Annotated in this window: 14 protein-coding genes and 1 pseudogene; 9 read left to right on the top strand and 6 right to left on the bottom strand. The window is 66.0% G+C overall.

Going from position 1 to position 18,340, the window contains the following annotated elements; translation table 11 throughout:
- The first annotated feature begins 4 nt into the window (after nt 1-4).
- A pseudogene (locus AKN84_RS28030) lies at nt 5-538 on the top strand (isochorismatase family protein).
- 270 nt (nt 539-808) lie between these two features.
- On the opposite strand, the gene AKN84_RS28025 reads toward AKN84_RS28030, so the two are convergent.
- Nucleotides 809-1,603: an SDR family oxidoreductase gene (locus tag AKN84_RS28025; protein ID WP_050423783.1), complete on the bottom strand. Its 795-nt coding sequence runs from the start codon at nt 1,601-1,603 to the stop codon at nt 809-811.
- 227 nt (nt 1,604-1,830) lie between these two features.
- Complete coding sequence (gene trhA / locus AKN84_RS28020; RefSeq protein WP_050423782.1) at nt 1,831-2,526, bottom strand: PAQR family membrane homeostasis protein TrhA; 696 nt, start codon at nt 2,524-2,526, stop codon at nt 1,831-1,833.
- Between the two features lie 185 nt (nt 2,527-2,711).
- On the opposite strand from trhA, the gene AKN84_RS28015 reads away from it, so the two are divergent.
- Both AKN84_RS28015 and AKN84_RS28010 read left to right on the top strand, forming a co-directional pair.
- Nucleotides 2,712-4,175: a YcjX family GTP-binding protein gene (locus AKN84_RS28015; protein WP_050423781.1), complete on the top strand. Its 1,464-nt coding sequence runs from the start codon at nt 2,712-2,714 to the stop codon at nt 4,173-4,175.
- Nucleotides 4,172-5,203 carry a YcjF family protein gene (locus AKN84_RS28010; RefSeq protein ID WP_050423780.1) on the top strand — a complete coding sequence of 344 codons (1,032 nt, stop codon included), beginning with the start codon at nt 4,172-4,174 and terminating at the stop codon, nt 5,201-5,203. Before AKN84_RS28015 ends, AKN84_RS28010 begins: the two co-directional genes overlap by 4 nt.
- Before the next feature lie 138 nt (nt 5,204-5,341).
- Here the strand turns inward: AKN84_RS28010 and AKN84_RS28005 are convergent, their stop codons facing one another.
- Nucleotides 5,342-6,877, bottom strand: coding sequence for a glycosyltransferase family 39 protein (locus AKN84_RS28005; RefSeq protein ID WP_050423779.1), 1,536 nt, complete (start codon nt 6,875-6,877; stop codon nt 5,342-5,344).
- A 207-nt stretch (nt 6,878-7,084) separates the two neighbouring features.
- Here AKN84_RS28005 and AKN84_RS28000 point away from each other — a divergent pair, with 207 nt between their 5' ends.
- From AKN84_RS28000 to AKN84_RS27980, 5 genes are all read left to right on the top strand, one after another.
- Nucleotides 7,085-8,830 (top strand): adenylate/guanylate cyclase domain-containing protein, encoded by a 1,746-nt coding sequence (locus AKN84_RS28000; protein WP_430649938.1) that lies wholly within the window; start codon nt 7,085-7,087, stop codon nt 8,828-8,830.
- A gap of 161 nt (nt 8,831-8,991) precedes the next feature.
- Nucleotides 8,992-9,219: a hypothetical protein gene (locus tag AKN84_RS27995; RefSeq protein ID WP_021079752.1), complete on the top strand. Its 228-nt coding sequence runs from the start codon at nt 8,992-8,994 to the stop codon at nt 9,217-9,219.
- Between the two features lie 209 nt (nt 9,220-9,428).
- Nucleotides 9,429-10,628 (top strand): SorA family sulfite dehydrogenase catalytic subunit, encoded by a 1,200-nt coding sequence (gene sorA / locus AKN84_RS27990; RefSeq protein WP_050423778.1) that lies wholly within the window; start codon nt 9,429-9,431, stop codon nt 10,626-10,628.
- Nucleotides 10,629-10,639: 11 nt separating this feature from the next.
- Nucleotides 10,640-10,951, top strand: a complete 312-nt coding sequence (gene sorB, locus AKN84_RS27985; protein ID WP_050423777.1) for a SorB family sulfite dehydrogenase c-type cytochrome subunit — start codon at nt 10,640-10,642, stop codon at nt 10,949-10,951.
- Between the two features lie 283 nt (nt 10,952-11,234).
- Nucleotides 11,235-11,435, top strand: coding sequence for a cold-shock protein (locus tag AKN84_RS27980; protein WP_021079749.1), 201 nt, complete (start codon nt 11,235-11,237; stop codon nt 11,433-11,435).
- A 198-nt stretch (nt 11,436-11,633) separates the two neighbouring features.
- Here the strand turns inward: AKN84_RS27980 and AKN84_RS27975 are convergent, their stop codons facing one another.
- The 3 genes from AKN84_RS27975 to AKN84_RS27965 all read right to left on the bottom strand — a co-directional run bounded on the left by AKN84_RS27975 (nt 11,634) and on the right by AKN84_RS27965 (nt 15,071).
- The gene (locus tag AKN84_RS27975) at nt 11,634-13,691 is read right to left on the bottom strand and encodes a tetratricopeptide repeat protein (protein ID WP_050423776.1); all 2,058 of its coding nucleotides are present in this window, start codon (nt 13,689-13,691) and stop codon (nt 11,634-11,636) included.
- A gap of 187 nt (nt 13,692-13,878) precedes the next feature.
- The gene (locus AKN84_RS27970) at nt 13,879-14,526 is read right to left on the bottom strand and encodes a hypothetical protein (protein WP_050423775.1); all 648 of its coding nucleotides are present in this window, start codon (nt 14,524-14,526) and stop codon (nt 13,879-13,881) included.
- Nucleotides 14,527-14,606: 80 nt separating this feature from the next.
- The gene (locus AKN84_RS27965; protein ID WP_050423774.1) at nt 14,607-15,071 is read right to left on the bottom strand and encodes an Lrp/AsnC ligand binding domain-containing protein; all 465 of its coding nucleotides are present in this window, start codon (nt 15,069-15,071) and stop codon (nt 14,607-14,609) included.
- 127 nt (nt 15,072-15,198) lie between these two features.
- Between AKN84_RS27965 and putA the strand changes: the two genes are divergently transcribed.
- The gene (gene putA / locus AKN84_RS27960; protein WP_050423773.1) at nt 15,199-18,204 is read left to right on the top strand and encodes a bifunctional proline dehydrogenase/L-glutamate gamma-semialdehyde dehydrogenase PutA; all 3,006 of its coding nucleotides are present in this window, start codon (nt 15,199-15,201) and stop codon (nt 18,202-18,204) included.
- Nucleotides 18,205-18,340: the final 136 nt, after the last annotated feature.

The raw sequence follows: 18,340 nt of genomic DNA, 5'->3' as shown, positions 1-18,340 counted from the left end.
GGCCATGCTGACGATCGATCCGAGAAAATCGCTGCTGCTGATCGTCGACTTCCAGTCCCGCCTGATGCCCGCGATCGATCAGGGCACGACAGCGGTGAGGAATGCGCGGTGATTGATCGACATGGCTGAGCTTGTCGATATTCCCACGGTCGTCACCGAGCAGAATGCCAAGGGCCTCGGCGCGACCGTCGCCGAGCTTGCGACCACCGAGACGCGACTGATCCACAAGATGACCTTCGACGCCGTCCGCGAGCGCGAATTCCTCGGCACGGTCCCACCCGACAGGCACCTCGTCGTTGCCGGCTGCGAGGCCCATGTCTGCGTGCAGCAGACCGTGCTCGGCCTCATCGACGCCGGCCGCAAGGTCTATGTCGTGCGCGATGCGCTGGGCTCGCGCCGCGCCGAAGACAAGGAAACCGCGATCCGCCGCATGGAGCGGCACGGCGCCGAGATCGTCACCACCGAGATGGTGGTGTTCGAATGGCTGGAAACCGCCGAGCATCCCCGGTTTCGCGAGGCGATTGCGCTGATCAAGTGACGAACCTCCGCACGCACAAGTGAGGAGGCCACCAGCGGTTGGGCTCTCTCCCCCCTTTGTGGAGGAGGGTTGGGGAGAGGGGCACCCCACGGGTGCTCTTTCGATTGTCTCAACGAGACGCGGGCGAGATTGCGATAGCGACGCTTCGATCAATCATCTCGCCCGGGGCCACCCCTCACCCCACCCTCTCCCACAAGGGGAGAGGGAGCCTGACCAGGGTGCTCACCTAACGCGTGTGACCGGCTTCGCTCTTCGCAAAGACGCCACGCGTCACTTCCCGTGCGCTTCCCGCATCTTGGCCTGGATCTTGGCCATGCCGCCGATCCAGCGGTCGTAGTTCTCGGTCTTCTTGCGCATGTAGCCGAGCACCTGCGGGTGCGGCAGGATCAGGAAGGTCTCCTGCTCGATGCCTTTGAGCGCGTCCTGCGCGACCTGCTCCGCGGTGAGATCGCCGTCGCCGGATTGCGGGCCCTTCGGGATCGAGCGCAGCATGTTGGTGTCGACGCCCTGCGGGCAGAGGATCGAGACCTTGATGTTGTCGGCGCGGTGCGAGATCGCGAGGTTTTCGGCAAAGCCGACTGCGGCGTGCTTGGTGGTGGAATAGGCCGGGCTGCCGACCTGCGACAGCAGGCCCGCCGCCGAGATCGTGTTGAGAAAGTAGCCCTCGCCGCGCGCCTTCATGCGCGGCACCAGATGCCGCGCCGCGTAGACATGCGCCATCACATGGATCGCCCAGCTCCGCGACCACGGCTCGTCCGAGGTGCCGCCGGCATTCTTCGACAGCGGATCGAAACCGCCGCCGATGCCGGCATTGGAGCAGAACAGCGCGATCGGGCCGAACATGCGCTCGGTCTCCTCGATCACGTGCAGGACGTTCTTCTCCTGCCCGACGTCGCATTTGAAGGCGGCGCCGCCGACCGAGGCCGCGACCTTCTCGGCTGCGGCATGGTCGAGATCGACCACCACGACCTTCGCTGCACCCGCGGCGTGGAACGCCTCGCACAGCGCCTTGCCGATGCCATTGCCACCGCCGGTGACCACCACCACTTTCCCTGCCACCTGCATGGCCATCCTCCCGCTATCTTTGCTTGCGCACTATCGCTTTGCCCGCCAACCCTGCGCGCCTCCCGTCATCCTGAGGAGCGCGATAGCGCGTCTCGAAGGATGCACGGCCCGGCTGGTGGCCGTCGACCCTTCGAGACGCCGCTACGCGGCTCCTCAGGGTGACGGTGAGAGGGCTGAATGGGCCTATCGAGAGCATGATAGCCCATCTTCGGCTGATGGCGAGAACTTCAGCTCGCCAGCACGACGTCGAACACAGCCGTATAGTGGCAGGCGGCCCCGAGCAGCACGAAGCAGTGCCAGATCGCGTTCTGGAAGCGCAGCCGCCGCCAGGAGTGGAAGATCACCCCGAGACTGTAGAGGATACCGCCCGCCAGCACGAAGCCGAGCGCCATCGTGGGCAGCGCCTTGACGACGCGGTCGTAGAGCATGATGCCGCTCCAGCCCATCGCGAGGTAAAGCCCGACCGAGAGGCGGTCGAAGCGGCCGGGGTAACGCAGCTTCAGCCAGATGCCGACGATCGCCACGCACCACACGCCGACAAGCAGCGCGATCGCAAAATAGCTGTCCTTCAGTTCCACGATGAACGGCGTGTAGGTCGCGGCGATCAACAGATAGATCGCGGAATGATCGAAGCGCCGCAGCACCCATTTTGCGCGCGACACCGGCCAGAGATTATAGGTTGCCGACAGCGTCAGCATCCCGAGCAGTCCTGCGACATAGACCGACACCACGGCGACATCGAACGGGCCCGCATAGACCGCGGTCAGCACGATCAGCGCGGTGGCGGCAACCAGCCCGAAAGCGACGCCGACGAGATGAACGACGCCGTCGGCGATCAGCTCGGCGCGGTCGTAGTTCCAAAGCGCGGCGCCGGCCGCGTGGATCGAGGTCGAGGCAAGTTGCTTCAGGCGGAAGACCGTCATGCAGGCTTTCCTGTGGCCGTTTGACTATGGGTAGCGCGGGTGGCGTGACGCGTTCAATCCCCTCACCATCCCTCGCCTGCAAAGGCGCCGGAAATGTGAAGCTTGATTTTGGCCCGATAATCGCCAACTTGCGGGTGATCGCCCGCCCTTTTGGTCCCTCCTGCCGGGTTTGTCGTTAACCCTCCATGCCCCCCAGTTTCTCTGATATCGTCGAGGAAGCCCGTCTCTCGGCGCGGGCACTGCTCGACTATGGCGAGGGTTTCTTCAACCCGACGGTGCGGCTCGGCGTCACCGGCCTGTCGCGCGCCGGCAAGACCGTGTTCATCACCGCGCTGGTGCACGGCCTGACCCGCGGCGGCCGCTTCCCGGTGTTCGAGGCCTATGCCTCGGGGCGGATCGCGCGCGCCTATCTCGCGCCGCAGCCCGACGATGCGGTGCCGCGCTTCGCCTACGAGAACCATGTCCGGACATTGGTCGAGGAGCTGACCTGGCCGAGCTCGACCACCGACATCTCCGAGCTTCGCCTGGTGATCGAGTATCAGCGGCAAAATGGCGCGGACCGGCGGCTGACGCTCGACATCGTCGACTATCCCGGCGAGTGGCTGCTCGACCTACCGCTGCTGAGCAAGAGCTACGAGCAATGGTCGGCGGAAAGCCTTGCATTGTCGCGCGAGCCGCTACGCGCAAAGCTCGCAGCGCCGTGGCACGCTCATCTCGCAACGCTGAAGGGCGAGGCGAGAGAGGACGAGCAGGCTGCGCTCACCGAAGCACGCCTGTTCACCGACTATCTGCGCGCCTGCCGCGACGAGCGTTTCGCGATGAGCCTGCTGCCGCCCGGCCGCTTCCTGATGCCGGGCAATCTCGCCGACACGCCGGCGCTGACCTTCGCACCGCTCGACGTGCCCGTGGACGGCAGCGCGCCCGATCACTCGCTATGGGCGATGATGCGGCGACGCTACGAGGCCTACAAGGACGTCGTGGTGCGGCCGTTCTTCCGCGATCATTTCGCGCGGCTCGATCGCCAGATCGTGCTGGCCGATGCGCTCGCCGCGTTCAATGCCGGCCCCGAAGCCTTGCACGACCTCGAGGCTGCGCTCGCCGGCATCCTCGACTGCTTCAGGATCGGCCGCAGCACGATCCTGAGCGCGCTGTTCCGGCCGCGCATCGACCGCATCCTGTTCGCGGCAACCAAGGCCGACCACCTGCATCACCAGAGCCACGACCGCCTCGAAGCCGTGCTGCGGCGGATCGTGGCGAGGGCCGCCGGGCGCGCCGAATATGCCGGCGCCGAGATCGACGTGGTGGCGCTCGCCGCGGTGCGCGCCACGCGCGAGGCGCAGGTTCAGCGCGGACGGGACAAGCTGCCGTCGATCCTCGGCACGCCGGCACCGGGCGAAGTCGCCAATGGCGAGACGCTGGATGGCAAGACGGAGGTCGCGACCTTTCCGGGCGACCTGCCCGACAATCCCGAGGAGATGTTCAACGGCGGCTTCCGCGGCCTTTCCAGCTCGGGCGCCGAGGCCGCCGATTATCGTTTCCTGCGCTTCCGCCCGCCGAAGCTGGAACGAGGCGGCGATGCGGAGCCGGCGCTGCCTCACATCCGCCTTGACCGCGTCCTCCAGTTCCTGATCGGAGACAAACTGCAATGAACGAGAAGACGCCTCCGCGGCGGCCGGCGACGTTCAAGCTCGACGATCCCGGCGTGGTCGTGATGGATCCGGACGACAGCGGCCGCCTCATGCGCGGCACGATCCAGATCGTGCCCGAGGCCGAGCCCGCCCAGCTGCCGGTGCCGGTCGATACGCCGCTGCTGCCGGCGCGCCGCGGCTTCCGCTGGGGCACGCTGTTCTGGAGCGCGGTCGCGGGCCTCGTGGTGCTCGGCACCGGGCTTGGCGTCCTCAATTTGGTCGAGGACCTGTTCGCGCGCAACGAAGGCCTCGGCTTCCTCGGGCTCGCGCTCGCCGTCATCGCCGCGGTGGCGCTCGCGGTCGTCACCATGCGCGAGCTCGTCGGCCTCACGCGGCTTGCAACCATCGAGAAGCTGCATCTGCGCGCCGCCGAGGTGCTGATCAGCGATGACCGCGCCGCGAGCCGCGCCGTTGTCGCCGATTTGCTCAAGCTCGCGCACCACACCCCGCAGCTCGCCCGCGCCCGCAGCGCGCTGCAGAGCCACACCGACGACATCATCGACGGCGCCGACATGATCCGCCTTGCCGAGCGCGAATTGATGACGCCGCTCGACGAGGAGGCGCGGCGGCTGGTGTCTTCGGCCGCGCAGCGCGTCTCGGTCGTCACCGCGGTCAGCCCGCGCGCGCTGTTCGACGTGCTGTTCGTGTTCGTGGCGTCATTGCGGATGATCCGGCAGCTGGCGCGGCTCTATGGCGGGCGGCCCGGCGCGCTCGGCATGATCCGCCTGCTGCGTCATGTGATCGCGCATCTCGCGATCACCGGCGGCATGGCCGCGAGCGACAGCTTGATCCAGCAGATGCTCGGCCACGGCATCGCGGCAAAACTCTCGCAGCGCCTCGGCGAAGGCATGCTCAACGGCCTGCTGACCGCCCGCCTCGGCCTCGCCGCGATCGACGTCACCCGCCCGCTCCCCTTCAACGCCCTGCCGCGCCCCGCACTGACCGATCTGGCGAAGGACCTGATCCGCAAGCGCGACGAAGAGGAATAGCTCTTCCCTTGAGCGCATAGCAGTGCGCATTGCTGCGCCCTCTCCCCTTGTGGGAGAGGGCAGCTCAGCTGTTCACCATCAACTCGCTTGGGTGAGGGGTATCCATCCACGCGCACCTCACCCGCGGAGCGAGACCCCTCATCCGGCGCGCAAATGCGCGCCACCTTCTCCCACAAGGGGAGAAGGAAGAAGCATCGCCAGCACGCGCCAGCGGAAGAAGGTCGTGTTCGGCGGCGGCGAGAGATCGGGCGTCCAGCCTGAGATCTTCTCCAGCGCATAGGTGTCCATCACCATGCCGCGCCAGCTTCGCGTCACGCGCTCCAGCGGCTGCCGCACCGCTGATGTTTCCTTCCACAGCGGCAGATTGTTCTCGGGCTCGCGCCCGACATAGACCCCGACGTGATCGCGGATGTTGCTCATGCCGGGATCGGCGAAGCCCTGGAAGCGGCCGCGCTCATTGATCTCGATCACCGGCACCCGCCCGCGCAGCATCCAACGCAGCATCGCATAGGTGCGGTAGTCCGTGGTCGCGACCCAAGTCGCGCCGGTCGCCTCGACCTGCGCCAGAGCATGCGCAGCCACCACATCGTAGCCCGCCTCGGTGCCGATCGGATCGGTACGGCCGATCAGATTCCACGGCGCGAACATGTAATAGAGGAAGACGCAGACGACGAAGACGATGCCGGTGGAAATCGCAGTCCGCGCCCAATGCACCGTCGACTTGACCAGCGCGACCGACCACCCCTCGAACGGCATCCGCGTCACGTTGATGGCAACCGCCGCAAAGCCGGCCGGCCACAGGAACATCGGCCAGGTGTCACCGACCCGCAAGGTCAGCGACTTCCAGAGGAAGTAGATGAACGGCACCAGCACCGCGGTCGCCAGCAGGATCGCGACCGGCTCGCGCCTGAGATAGCCGCGCCATGCCGTCAGCCCCGTTGCGAACAGCGTCACCGGCAGGAGCACGAAGCCGACCAGGCCGAACTGCATGCCGACGAATTCGCCGAGGGTGCGGAATGTCAGATCGCGTTCGACCGTGGCGCGCACCGCCTGGAAACGAAACGAGGCCCAGTCGTGCTCCGCATTCCAGATCAGCACCGGCGAGAACACGACGATCGCGATCAGCGCGGCGAGGTAAGGGTACGGGCTGCGCAGCCAGCGCCAGCGCCAGTCCGGCACCAGCGCGAAGGCGAGCACCGCCGGCGCGAACATGACCGCGGTGAATTTCGACAGCAGCGACAGCCCGGCGAACAGTCCCGCGGCGAGCCACCAGCGTCCGTCATTGCTTTGCGCAAGCCGCACCAGCGACCACAGCATCGCCACCGAAAACGGGATCAGCGCCGTATCCGGCGCGACCTTGGCCATCAACAGCCCGTAATAGAGCGCCGCCTCCGGCAGCAGCAGCGCCAGCATCACGGCGCGAACATTGTTCGACGTGACGCGGCGGACGATGTCGGCGAGCAGGAGCTGGGTGGCCAGCATCGCCACGATGCCACTGATCCGGACACCGAGATTGGTATCGCCGAGGATCGCCGTACCAAAGCGGATGAACCAGGCGACCATCGGCGGATGGTCGAGAAAGGACAGCACGTTTTCCTTCGACCAGGTCCAGTAATAGGCCTCGTCGGTGCGCAGATCGAGCGCACGGGCGTAGACCAGCCGCATCGCGGTCATGGCAACGATCACGGCGATGACGCCGCGCCAATCCGGCGCGCGCGAACGGGCCGGTTTAACACCGATGTTATTGGAAGGGGCTATCGTCACGGCGCGCTTTTTGTTCGACTCTTAACGGAGTGTCAACGTTCCGCACGGCCGCCATCCCGGCGCGGCCGGGCCCGTGGTGGTGTTCAGCGCGGGAATTAAACATTAGACTTGCCGATCATGAATCACATGGCCTCCCCCTCGCGCGAGCACCTGCAGGACATGGCCCGCGGCATCGGCCAGCGGCAGGTCCGCCTGGTCACGGGGGCGATCATGTTCGCCTACCTGATCAGCCATTTCCTGAACCATGCGCTGGGCAATATCTCGACCGAGGCGCTGGCGATCGGGGTGCACTACCACACCAAGTTCTGGCAGTTCCTGCCGGTCGCCATCGTGTTCTACTCCGCCTGCCTGGTGCATGCCGCGCTCGGTATCTGGGCGCTGTTTGAGCGACGCGAGTTCCGCTGGAAGGCGATCGAGCCGCTACAGCTCACGCTCGGCCTCAGCGTCCCGATGCTGATCGTCGCGCACGTCGTCGGCGTCCGGCTCGGCCAGACCCTGTACGGGCACGAGAAGCTCTATCCGCAGGAGCTCTACACGTTCTTCATCGCGTCGCCGAACCGGCTGTGGACGATGCTGGCGGTGCTGGTGATCGCCTGGGTACATGGCTGCATCGGCCTGTATTTCTGGTTGCGAATGCGCGCGTTCTTCAAGCGCGCGGCGCCCTTCCTGCTCGCGACAGCCGTACTGATCCCGACGCTGGCGATGCTCGGCATCTATCAGGCCGGCCGCGCCACGATGGCCGACTATCAGGATCCCGACTGGCGGCGCGAGGAGTTGTCGGTGCAGAAGCTCGGCACGGCGGCGCAGGGGGCCATGCTCGAGAAGATCACCGATGACCTGACGATCGGCTATCTCGGCCTGCTCGGCCTCGTGCTGCTGGCACGCGGGGCGCGGACCCTGCTGGAACGCCGCGGCGGCATGATCGCGCTGTCCTATGGCAACGGCCGCACGCTGCGGGTGCCGAAGGGACTGAGCGTGCTGGAAGCCAGCCTGCGCTACAACGTGCCGCATGCCAGCGTCTGCGGCGGCCGCGCGCGCTGCTCGACCTGCCGTATCCGCATCATCGGCGATCACGCCGCGCTGCCTGAGCCGTCGCCGCGCGAGGCCTTCGTGCTGCACCGGGTCGGCACCGACGATCCGTCGATCCGGCTGGCCTGCCAGTTGCGACCGACCGGCGACCTGACCTTCTTCCAGCTGTTCCTGCCGAGCACGACGTCGGCGAACGCGCATGCCGGCAATCCGACGCGGGTCGGCCAGGAGCGTTATCTGGTCAGCATGTTCGTCGACATGCGCGGTTCGACGCAGCTGGCCGAGAAGCGGCTGCCGTTCGACACCGTGTTCATCGTCAACCGCTTCCTGGGCGCGGTGTCGCAGGCGGTCCTGGAAGCCGGCGGGCGGCCGAACCAGTTCATCGGCGACGGCATGCTGGCGCTGTTCGGGCTCTCGACCGACCGGCACGAGGCCTGCCGCCAGGCGCTGCGCGCCGCGGCAATGATCGCAGCCAATATCGACGAGCTGAACCAGTTTCTGAGCCACGATTTGCGCGAGCCGATCCGCTTCGGCATCGGCATCCATGGCGGCGAGGTCATTGTCGGCGATATCGGCTATCGCGACCACATGGTGTTTACGGCGCTCGGCGACGCCGTCAACGTCGCGGCGCGGCTGCAGGACATGACGAAAGCGCTGGCCTGCGAGGCCGTCATTTCCGACGAGGTGCGCGTCACCGCGGGGCTTGCCGTCGATGCCCTGCCGGCACAGGAGGTTGCGATCCGCGGCCGCAACGAGCCGATGACCGTGCGCACCGTCGAGGCGACGCGGGTGCTGTCCGCGCTGGTCGACGACCGACGTGCCGTCGCCGCCTGACCGGTTCATCTCCCCCTCATCCAATGTGACCTGGCGCACGTCCAGCGGAGCGTTCAGCCGCGATGCTCGAACGCGTCCCGTGCCGGATGCGACTGACTGGCGATGGGTAACACTGCAACCGCGCCGCGACAGAGCTCAACGCGCATCTGAAGGAGACGACCATGCTTCGCAAAGTCACGCTTGCTCTCGCTACTGCCGCAACCCTCGGCGCCGCCGCGCTGGCGCCGACCTCCGCGTCCGCCAAGCCGTTCTTCTGGCATCCGTACCACCATCACTTCTGGGGTGGCCCGGGCATCTCCGTCGGCTTCGTCGACTCCGGCTGCTACGTCACCCGCCTGGTGATGACGCCCTACGGCTATCGCTATCGCACCGTGAACGTCTGCTACTGATCGAACCTTCGACTTCGCTGGAAATGCCCCGGTCGTCCGCGCGACCGGGGCTTCTCGTTGTTGCGACGCAACGCTCCGAAAGCTCAATTGACTTGCGGTTCCCTGATGCGACATTTGTCGCCGCACGCATTCCATGATGCGAAGGCGCGCAAGACAATCTGAGCCTGGTGATGACCAGCTCACGACAGAACAGCTTCGGAGGAAGCGGAATGCTCGATCGACGAGACTTGATGAAGCGCGCCGGGCTGGCCGCTTTGGTGACGGGGCTGGGATCAAGGGGCGCGTTCGCCCTCGACACCGTGACACTGCCCTTCGACAACGGCGAACGGCCGCTGGTGCGCTACCCGCAGAAGCGCCCGATGATCGGCCTGACCAGCCGGCCGCCGCAGCTCGAAACCCCGTTTGCGATCTTCAACGACGGCCCACTGACCCCGAACAACGCATTCTTCGTCCGCTATCACCTCGCCGGCATCCCCTACGACCTCGATCCGGACAAGTTCACGCTCGAGATCAAGGGCAAGGTCGACAAGCCGCTGAAGCTGTCGCTGAAGGACATCCGGAAGCTGAAGGCGACCGAGCTCGTCGCCGTCAACCAGTGCTCCGGCAACAGCCGCGGCTTCTTCAATCCGCGCGTCGCCGGCGGCCAGCTCGCCAACGGCGCGATGGGCTGCGCGCGCTGGCACGGCGTGCCGCTGAAGACCGTGCTCGACATGGCCGGCGTGCAGGCCGGCGCCAAGCAGGTCACCTTCAACGGCATGGACGGCCCGGTTATGGAGACGACGCCCGACTTCGTCAAGGCGCTCGACATCGACCATGCTCGCGACGGCGAGGTGATGCTGGCCTGGGGCATGAACGGCGAGGACCTGCCGTTCCTCAACGGCTTCCCGCTCCGCCTCGTGGTGCCCGGCTATTACGGCACCTATTGGGTGAAGCACCTCAACGAGATCACCGTGATCGACAGCGTGTTCGACGGCTTCTGGATGAAGTCCGCCTACCGGATTCCGGATACGCCGAACAACGCGATCGAGCCCGGCACCGCACCGAAGGCGACGATCCCGATCAACCGCTTCACGGTGCGCTCGTTCATCACCAGCGTTGCCGACGGCGCCAGGCTGAAGGCCGGCCGCACCACACTGCGCGGCATCGCCTTCGACGGCGGCAAGGGCATCAAGGAGGTTGTGGTCTCGACCGACGGCGGCAAGAGCTGGACACCGGCCAAGCTCGGCAAGGATCTCGGCAAATACGCCTTCCGCGAATGGAAGCTGAAGGTCGCGCTCCCGGCCGGCCCTTCGGAGCTGAAGGTGCGCGCCACCAACAATGCCGGCGACACCCAGCCGATGGATCCGCTGTGGAACCCGGCGGGCTATCTTCGCAACGTCGTCGAAACCGTGCGCGTCACCGCGGCGTGAGGAGAAGCATCATGACCAGCAAGCTGCTTGCCTCCCTCGCTGCGATCGCGGCACTCTCGATCGGCGCTGCGATCGCAGCGCCCGTCAACTACACCCTTCCCGAGGAGACTGCGGCGTTCAAGCCGGGTCCCAACCTCGATGTGGTGCAGAACAATTGCTCCGGCTGCCACTCGGCCGACTACATCAAGACCCAGCCGCAGGGCGAGAAGTTCAAGAAGGACTTCTGGCAAGCCGAGGTGACCAAGATGATCAAGGTCTACGGCGCACCGATCGACCAGGCCGACGTCGGCAAGATCGTCGAGTATCTCTCCGCGACCTATTGAGATGCGGGCCGATCGATTCCCGCGCGCCCGCCACAAGGCAGCGCGCGGGGGCCATTGATCCAATTCAGGTCAGCGGAAGCCGGTCTTTCGCACTGCATCAATTGACCACGAAACAGGCAATCCGGCGCCAAAACCCTGCAAAGCGGGTTGTTTCCGGGCAAAAACACACCGTGGTTTGATCTACCCAGCTTTTTTCAAACTGCTATCCTGTGCGGCGCGGACAAGCCGGTTTGTGCGGGGACCGGCAGGTCTGTTTTCGATTGATTCCGCGGAGACGACTGGAATGCCCAAAGGTACAGTGAAGTGGTTCAACCCGACCAAGGGTTATGGATTCATCCAGCCCGCAACGGGCGGCAAGGACATTTTCGTGCATATTTCAGCAGTTCAGAAGGCTGGTCTTCAAAGCCTCAACGAAGGCCAGTCGGTTGAATACGAAGAGATCGCGAATCGCGGCAAGACGTCAGCCGAGAACCTCAAGGTCTAGCGCTCCGCGCGAGATCCAGCGGCGCACTCTCGGACACCATCCGGGAGTGAGAGCCGATCCAACATCACATGCGTGACGTTCGGCGGAGCGGGCACGATGCCCGCGCGCCACGGTATTGTACTTTTTCCGGCCGCCTTCGATCGCGTGCCGACGCTTATCCTTTGCGCCGGGACGACGCGCGGCTGCTGCGTTGGCGCGTCACAGACAGGTGCCGCCGCCCTGCCCGGTGCCGCATGGCACCCGCTTCGACAATTCCTCGATCTTGCGCTTCGACTCCGCTTGCGCCAGCACGTCGAACACGCTCGACGGTGCGAGCTGCGTCGCCTTGCGGAAGTCCTCGGTCGCCTTGTCGGTGTGATTGAGCGCCTCATGCGCCTTGGCGCGGGCGAACAGCCCCTCCACCGTCTCCTTCTGCGCAATCGCCCGGTCGAGATCCTCGACCGCCTTGTCGTAATTGCGCAGTGCCGACCAGGTGATGCCGCGCAATGTCAGCGCCGGCTGATAATCGGGCCGCGCGGCGAGGACGAAATTGAGATCCTTCATCGCGTCATCCGGCTGCTTCAGCCCGAGATAGGCCCGCGCGCGCAGCACATGCGGGAAGGCATCGTTGGGCGCCCGCGTGATGATCTGGTCGAAGGCGGCGATGGCGCGGTCGTACTGGGATGACGTCAGCACTGCGAGCCCGCGGCCGAGCTGGGCGGTCGGATTGTTGGGGCTTCGCTCCAGCACGTTGTTGATATCGACCAGTCCTTCATCGGCACGGCCCTTGAGCATCAGCGCAAGGCCGCGCCACGATCTGGCGATCAGATTGGTCGGCACCAGCGCCAGCGCCTGATCGAAATCCAGCAGCGCCTTGTCGAGCTGGTTGAGGCCGAAATAGGCGAGCCCGCGTTCGGTGAAGGCGAGCGTCTCCTTGGCATTGAGCGAGATCGAGTGGTCGTAGTCGGAAAGCGCGTCCTGCACCTTGCCGGTGCCGGCCTTGACGAGGCCGCGCGCCAGGTAAGCCAGCGAACTGTTCGGATCGAGGGTGATGGCGCGACCGGCATCAGTCATGGCCTCGCCGAACTGCCGCATGCCGGCGGCATTGAGCGCGCGGAAAGCCAGCAGTTGGGGATCGTTCGGCTTGAGCTTGAGCAATTCGGTGAGATCGTTGCGCGCGTCCGCCATCCGGCCGAGCCGTGAATAGGCCAGCGCGCGCACCCGCAGCGCAGCCTCGTTGCGGGGATCGCCGCTCAGCAGCCGGCTGAGATTGGCGATCGCACCTGTGTAGTTGCCCTGTGTGACGAATTGCTTGGCCTGCTCGACCTGCTGGTTGGCCGCGGCTGCCGTCGGCGCGGCTGGAGCCGGCGTCGCCGGCGATTGCGGGGCCGCACCAGCCTTGGCCAGCTCGGCCTGCATCGCGAGCGCCTGCTGGCGCTGCTGCTGGACCTCCTTGTTGTCGGGAAGTAACGTCAACAGCCGGTCGAAATCGCCGATGGCCCTAACGTAGTCGCCCTTGGCGCTGTAGAGCTGGGCGCGGGCGAAATAGGCATTGCGTTCGATCTGCGGCGCCTGCGCGATCGCGCGCGAGAAATCCTCGATCGCGTGATCGATGTCGCCCTTGCGACGATAGGCCTGACCGCGCCAGTAGAACGCGTTCGGCGCGCTTGCATTGACGGCGATCGCGGTATTGGCGTCGGCCAGCGCCGCATCGGGCTGTCCGGATTCGACATAGGCCCGCGAGCGCCCGACATGGGCGGCGGGAAGATCCTGCCGCAGCGTGATCGCCTCGCTGTAATCGGAAATCGCATCGGTCCAGGCGTGCTGGTCGGCGCGCAGATTGCCGCGCGCCAGGAAGCCGAACGGATTCTTCGGCTCGAGCTCGATCGCGCGATCGAAATCGACGCGCGCCTGATCGAGGTTGCCTTTGCGCTGCCGAAGATAGCCGCGCGCGATCAGCGCGGGCACGAATTGCGGGTTCAGCTGCAACGCCGCATCGGTATCGCTCAAGGCCTGATCGATCTTGTTGCGAGCGATGTAGAACCGCGAGCGGCCGGTAAACGCCTTGGTCCGATCCTCCGTGGAGCGTGCGGCATCATTGATGATGCCCGAACACGCAGCCTCGGCCTTTTCCGTCGGTGGGCCGCCGCAATCCTCGACATCCCCCGCGCGGGCCGGGGCGGTGAGCGCAGGCCACAACAGCAGCGCAAGCGCGGGCAATAATGGGAAACGAACACCGCTGATCGCGGCATCGATGCAGTTCGAACGTGAACGCATGTCGTAGCCTCGGGTTGACCGAATGCTGCCCGTCTTAATGCGTCAGTTGGTTCTTATGGTGATGCGCCGCGGAACGTTGATTCGAACCCTTCGAGTTCGGTTCCAGCGTCAATGACGCGGATCGCCATCCCTACAATCAATGCGGATGGAACACCACGGAACGCGCGCGACAGAAATGATCAGCCGTTCAATCTTCCGTCACCCACTGCGCAACGGTCATGACATCAGGCGGTTGCAGATAGCCGCGTGGCCAGAGATCGACGGCCCATTCCACCTTGGTGGCGCGTTCGAGCAGAACGGCGGTGTTGTGCGGCGTCTGCACCAGCGAAAATCCGCGGTAGTGCGGATTCCCAACGTCGTGGAACTTGAACAGGTTCCAGGTCTGCATCACCAGCATCAGGCTGGTCGTGTTGCGGGTCGTGTCCCAGCAGTCGTAATTGTGCTGGTCGTCGTTGGCGCGGAAGTCGGCTTTCGCGACGCGCTTGTTGGTGCCGAGGATCGGCCCCATCCGGCGGTCGAACCAGATCACGGCCTTTTGCACAGCCGCGCGTTCGGCGGCGGCATTGGCACGGCCGGTGGCCATGATCCGGGTCAGGGCGGCTCTGTCGGCCGCGCTGAAGTCGAGCATCTCGCGGCGTCGGCAGACGAAGCCGTAGCAGACCGTCATCGTCGACGCCGTCGGCGGATAGATCGAGACCGACGAATAAAGCTGCATGACGCCGGCGCTGAGCTCGGCCGCTGGGGCCGGCGTCATCGCGAACAGGGACAACGCTGCGCATAACGCGCCGGCAACCCCGGTTCGCTTCGCACGTATCGGCTTATTGGCATCGTCCATGTCGCGGCCCCCAACTGGAGGGAGAATTATCGCGGGTGCGCCGCGATGCCAAGACATCCAGCGCATGGCTGTGGATCAGATCAGCCGACCGGCAGCGGCGCGTCGCGCTTGACTTCCTCCATCACTGCGTAAGTTCGCGTCTCGCGCACGCCCGGCAGCGCCAGCAGCGTTTCGCCGAGAAACCGGCGATAGGCAGTCATGTTGGCGACGCGCGCCTTGACCAGATAGTCGAAGCCGCCGGCCACCATGTGACATTCCAGCACCTCAGGCGCGGTCTGGACCGCCTTGGCGAAGCGCTCGAACACATCGGGCGTGGTCTTGTCGAGCAGCACCTCGACGAACACCAAGAGGCCAAGGCCGAGCCGGTGCGGATTGAGCCGCGCGCCATAACCTTCGACGAAGCCGTCGCGCTGCAGCCGCTTCAGCCGTTCGCCGACCGAGGTCGGCGACAGGCCGATCCGCTCGGCCAGCTCCACATTGGCAATCCGGCCATCTCCTTGCAGGATCGAGAGGATTTTGCGGTCTGTCTTGTCAATCTCTGTCATATCTACGGCCAAAAACTGAGATACTCAAGATTTTCTAAGGCAAATCTGCTAATTTGTCTATCGAACTACGGTCCACGGGCGCGTAGGTGTTCCCGTGTAACCCCCAGGAACTGCCCGAGGAACCGCCATGCCAGACCCGCTCCCGCCCCCGTTCAGCGCGCCCTACGCTCCCGATGACACGGCGATCGCCGGCCGCCTGCGCCAGGACGCCAGGCTGGGCGCGGACCAGGAGGCCAGGGTCGACCGCACCGCGACGCGCCTGATCGAGGCGATCCGGGCCAATGACGATCCGCTCGGCGGGGTCGAGGACATGCTGCGGGAGTTCGCGCTGTCGACCAAGGAGGGGCTGGCGCTGATGGTGCTGGCGGAGGCGCTGCTGCGGGTGCCCGACGCGCGCACCGCCGACCAGTTCATCGAGGACAAGCTCGGCCAGGGCGACTTCGTCAATCACGAGACCAAATCCAGCGCGTTCCTGGTCAACGCCTCGGCCTGGGCGCTCGGCATGTCGGCGCGCGTGATCCAGCCCGGTGAAACGCCGCAGGGAACGATAGGCCGGCTGACCAAGCGGCTCGGCGCGCCGGCGGTGCGCGCCGCGACACGGCAGGCGATGCGGCTGATGGGCAGCCATTTCGTGCTCGGCGAAACCATCGAGGCGGCGCTTTCTCGGGCCCAATCGCACACGGCGCGCGGCTCGCGCTATTCGTTCGACATGCTCGGCGAGGGTGCGCGCACCGCCGACGATGCCCGCCGCTATTTCGAATCCTACGCCCGCGCGATCGAGGCGATCGGCAAGGCGGCCGGTGACCAGCCCCTGCCCGACCGGCCCGGCATCTCGGTCAAGCTCTCCGCGCTGCATCCGCGCTTCGAGGCGGTCAGCCACGCGCGGGTGATGAGCGAGCTGGTGCCGCAACTGATTGATCTGGCCCGACGCGCCAAGGCCTACGACCTCAATTTCACCGTCGATGCCGAGGAGGCCGACCGGCTGGAGCTGTCGCTCGACGTCATCGCGGCCGCCTTCGCCGACCCGTCGCTCGCCGGCTGGAGCGGCTTTGGGCTTGCGATCCAGGCCTATCAGAAGCGTGCCACCGACGTGATCGACTACATCGATGCGCTCACGCGCACCCTCGACCGCAGGATGATGGTGCGCCTCGTCAAGGGCGCCTATTGGGACACCGAGATCAAGCGTGCGCAGGAGCGCGGCCTCGACGGCTACCCGGTGTTCACTCGCAAGGCGATGACCGACCTGAACTACGTCGCCTGCGCGCGCAAGCTGCTGGCGCTGCGGCCGCGGCTGTTCCCGCAATTCGCCACCCACAACGCACTGACGGTCGCGACCATCCTCGAACTGTCAGACGATCCCAATAGCTTCGAATTCCAGCGGCTGCATGGCATGGGCGAGGCGCTCTACGCCCAGCTCGGCCAGGATCGCCCTGACATCGCCCACCGCACCTATGCGCCGGTTGGCAGCCACCGCGATCTGCTCGCCTATCTGGTGCGGCGGCTGCTCGAGAACGGCGCCAACTCGTCCTTCGTGGCGCTGGCGGCGGACAATCGCGTCTCCATCGTGGACCTGTTGCGCCGCCCGGCCGACATCATCAGCGCCGACAACAATGCGGCGCATTCCGGAATTCCGCTGCCAGCAGACCTCTATCGGCCACAGCGCCAGAATTCGCACGGCATCGAGTTCGGCGAGCGAAAGGCGCTCGATGCGCTGACATCGGCGATAACAGTCGAAACCAAGGCGGCGTCTGGTGCGATCGCGACGTCGACAATCGAACAGGCGAATGCCGCCGTCGCCGCTGCGCGCGCTGGCTTCAAGGCCTGGACCGCGACGCCGGCCACACAACGCGCGGCCATGCTGGACAAGGCTGCCGATCTGCTCGAGCAGCGCCGTGCCCACTTCCTCGCCCTGCTGCAGAACGAAGGCGGCAAGACGCTCGACGACGCACTTTCCGAGGTGCGCGAGGCGATCGATTTCTGCCGCTACTATGCGGCGCTCGGCAAAAAACTGTTCGGCGAAGGTGAGACGATGCCGGGCCCGACCGGCGAGAGCAACGTGCTGGAGCTCCACGGCCGCGGCGCCTTCGTCGCGATCTCGCCGTGGAATTTCCCGCTCGCGATCTTCCTCGGCCAGGTGACGGCGGCGCTGATGGCCGGCAATGCGGTGATCGCAAAGCCGGCCGAGCAGACGCCGCGGATCGCAGCGGAGGCCGTCGCTCTTCTGCACAAGGCCGGCGTGCCGGCATCGGCGCTGCAGCTGGTCCAGGGCGACGGTGCTATCGGCGCTGCGCTGGTCGGCCATCCCGCCATTGCCGGCGTGGTCTTCACCGGCTCGACCGAGGTCGCGCGCGCGATCAACCGGACGCTCGCCGCCAAGGACGGTCCGATCGTGCCGCTGATCGCCGAGACCGGCGGCATCAACGCGATGATCGTCGACGCCACCGCGCTGCCCGAGCAGGTCGCCGACGACGTCGTCACCTCGGCGTTCCGCTCCGCCGGCCAGCGCTGCTCGGCGCTGCGGCTGCTGTTCGTGCAGGACGATGTCGCCGACCGCATGATCGAGATGATCGCGGGCGCCGCGCGCGAACTGAAGATCGGCGATCCCTCGCAGCCATCGACGCATATCGGACCTGTGATCGATGCGGAGGCCAAGCAGCGGCTTGACGCGCATATCGCGCGGATGAAAAAGGAGGCGCGGGTGCATCTCGCCGGCGAGGCGCCGGCCGGCACGTTCGTCGCGCCGCATATCTTCGAGCTGTCGTCGGCAAGCCAGCTCACGGAAGAAGTGTTCGGCCCGATCCTGCATGTCGTGCGCTATCGCGCCGAGCGGCTCGGTGACGTGCTGGCCGCGATCGAGGCGACCGGCTTCGGACTGACGCTCGGCGTCCATTCCCGCATCGACGATACGATCGAACACGTGATCGAGCGCCTTCAGGTCGGCAACATCTACGTCAACCGCAACATGATCGGCGCGGTCGTCGGCGTGCAGCCGTTCGGCGGCAGCGGCCTCTCCGGCACCGGCCCCAAGGCCGGCGGCCCGCATTACCTTGCGCGATTCGCCACCGAGCAGACGATCACGATCAACACCGCCGCCGCCGGCGGCAATGCCGCACTGATGGCGGGAGTGGAGTAGTCACTTCACCCTCCCCTGGAGGGGGAGGGTCGACGCGAATGAAATGAGCGGCGGGGTGGGGTGATCTCTCCATGCGAGCACTGCCCGTGTTGAGAGATCACCCCACCCCGTCTCACATTCGCTTCGCTCATTGTGA

It is taken from the genome of Bradyrhizobium tropiciagri (genome assembly GCF_001189845.1).
GTDB lineage: Bacteria > Pseudomonadota > Alphaproteobacteria > Rhizobiales > Xanthobacteraceae > Bradyrhizobium > Bradyrhizobium tropiciagri.
Note: the sequence above shows the minus strand (reverse complement) of the source record. Positions and strands in the feature narration are given on the sequence as shown.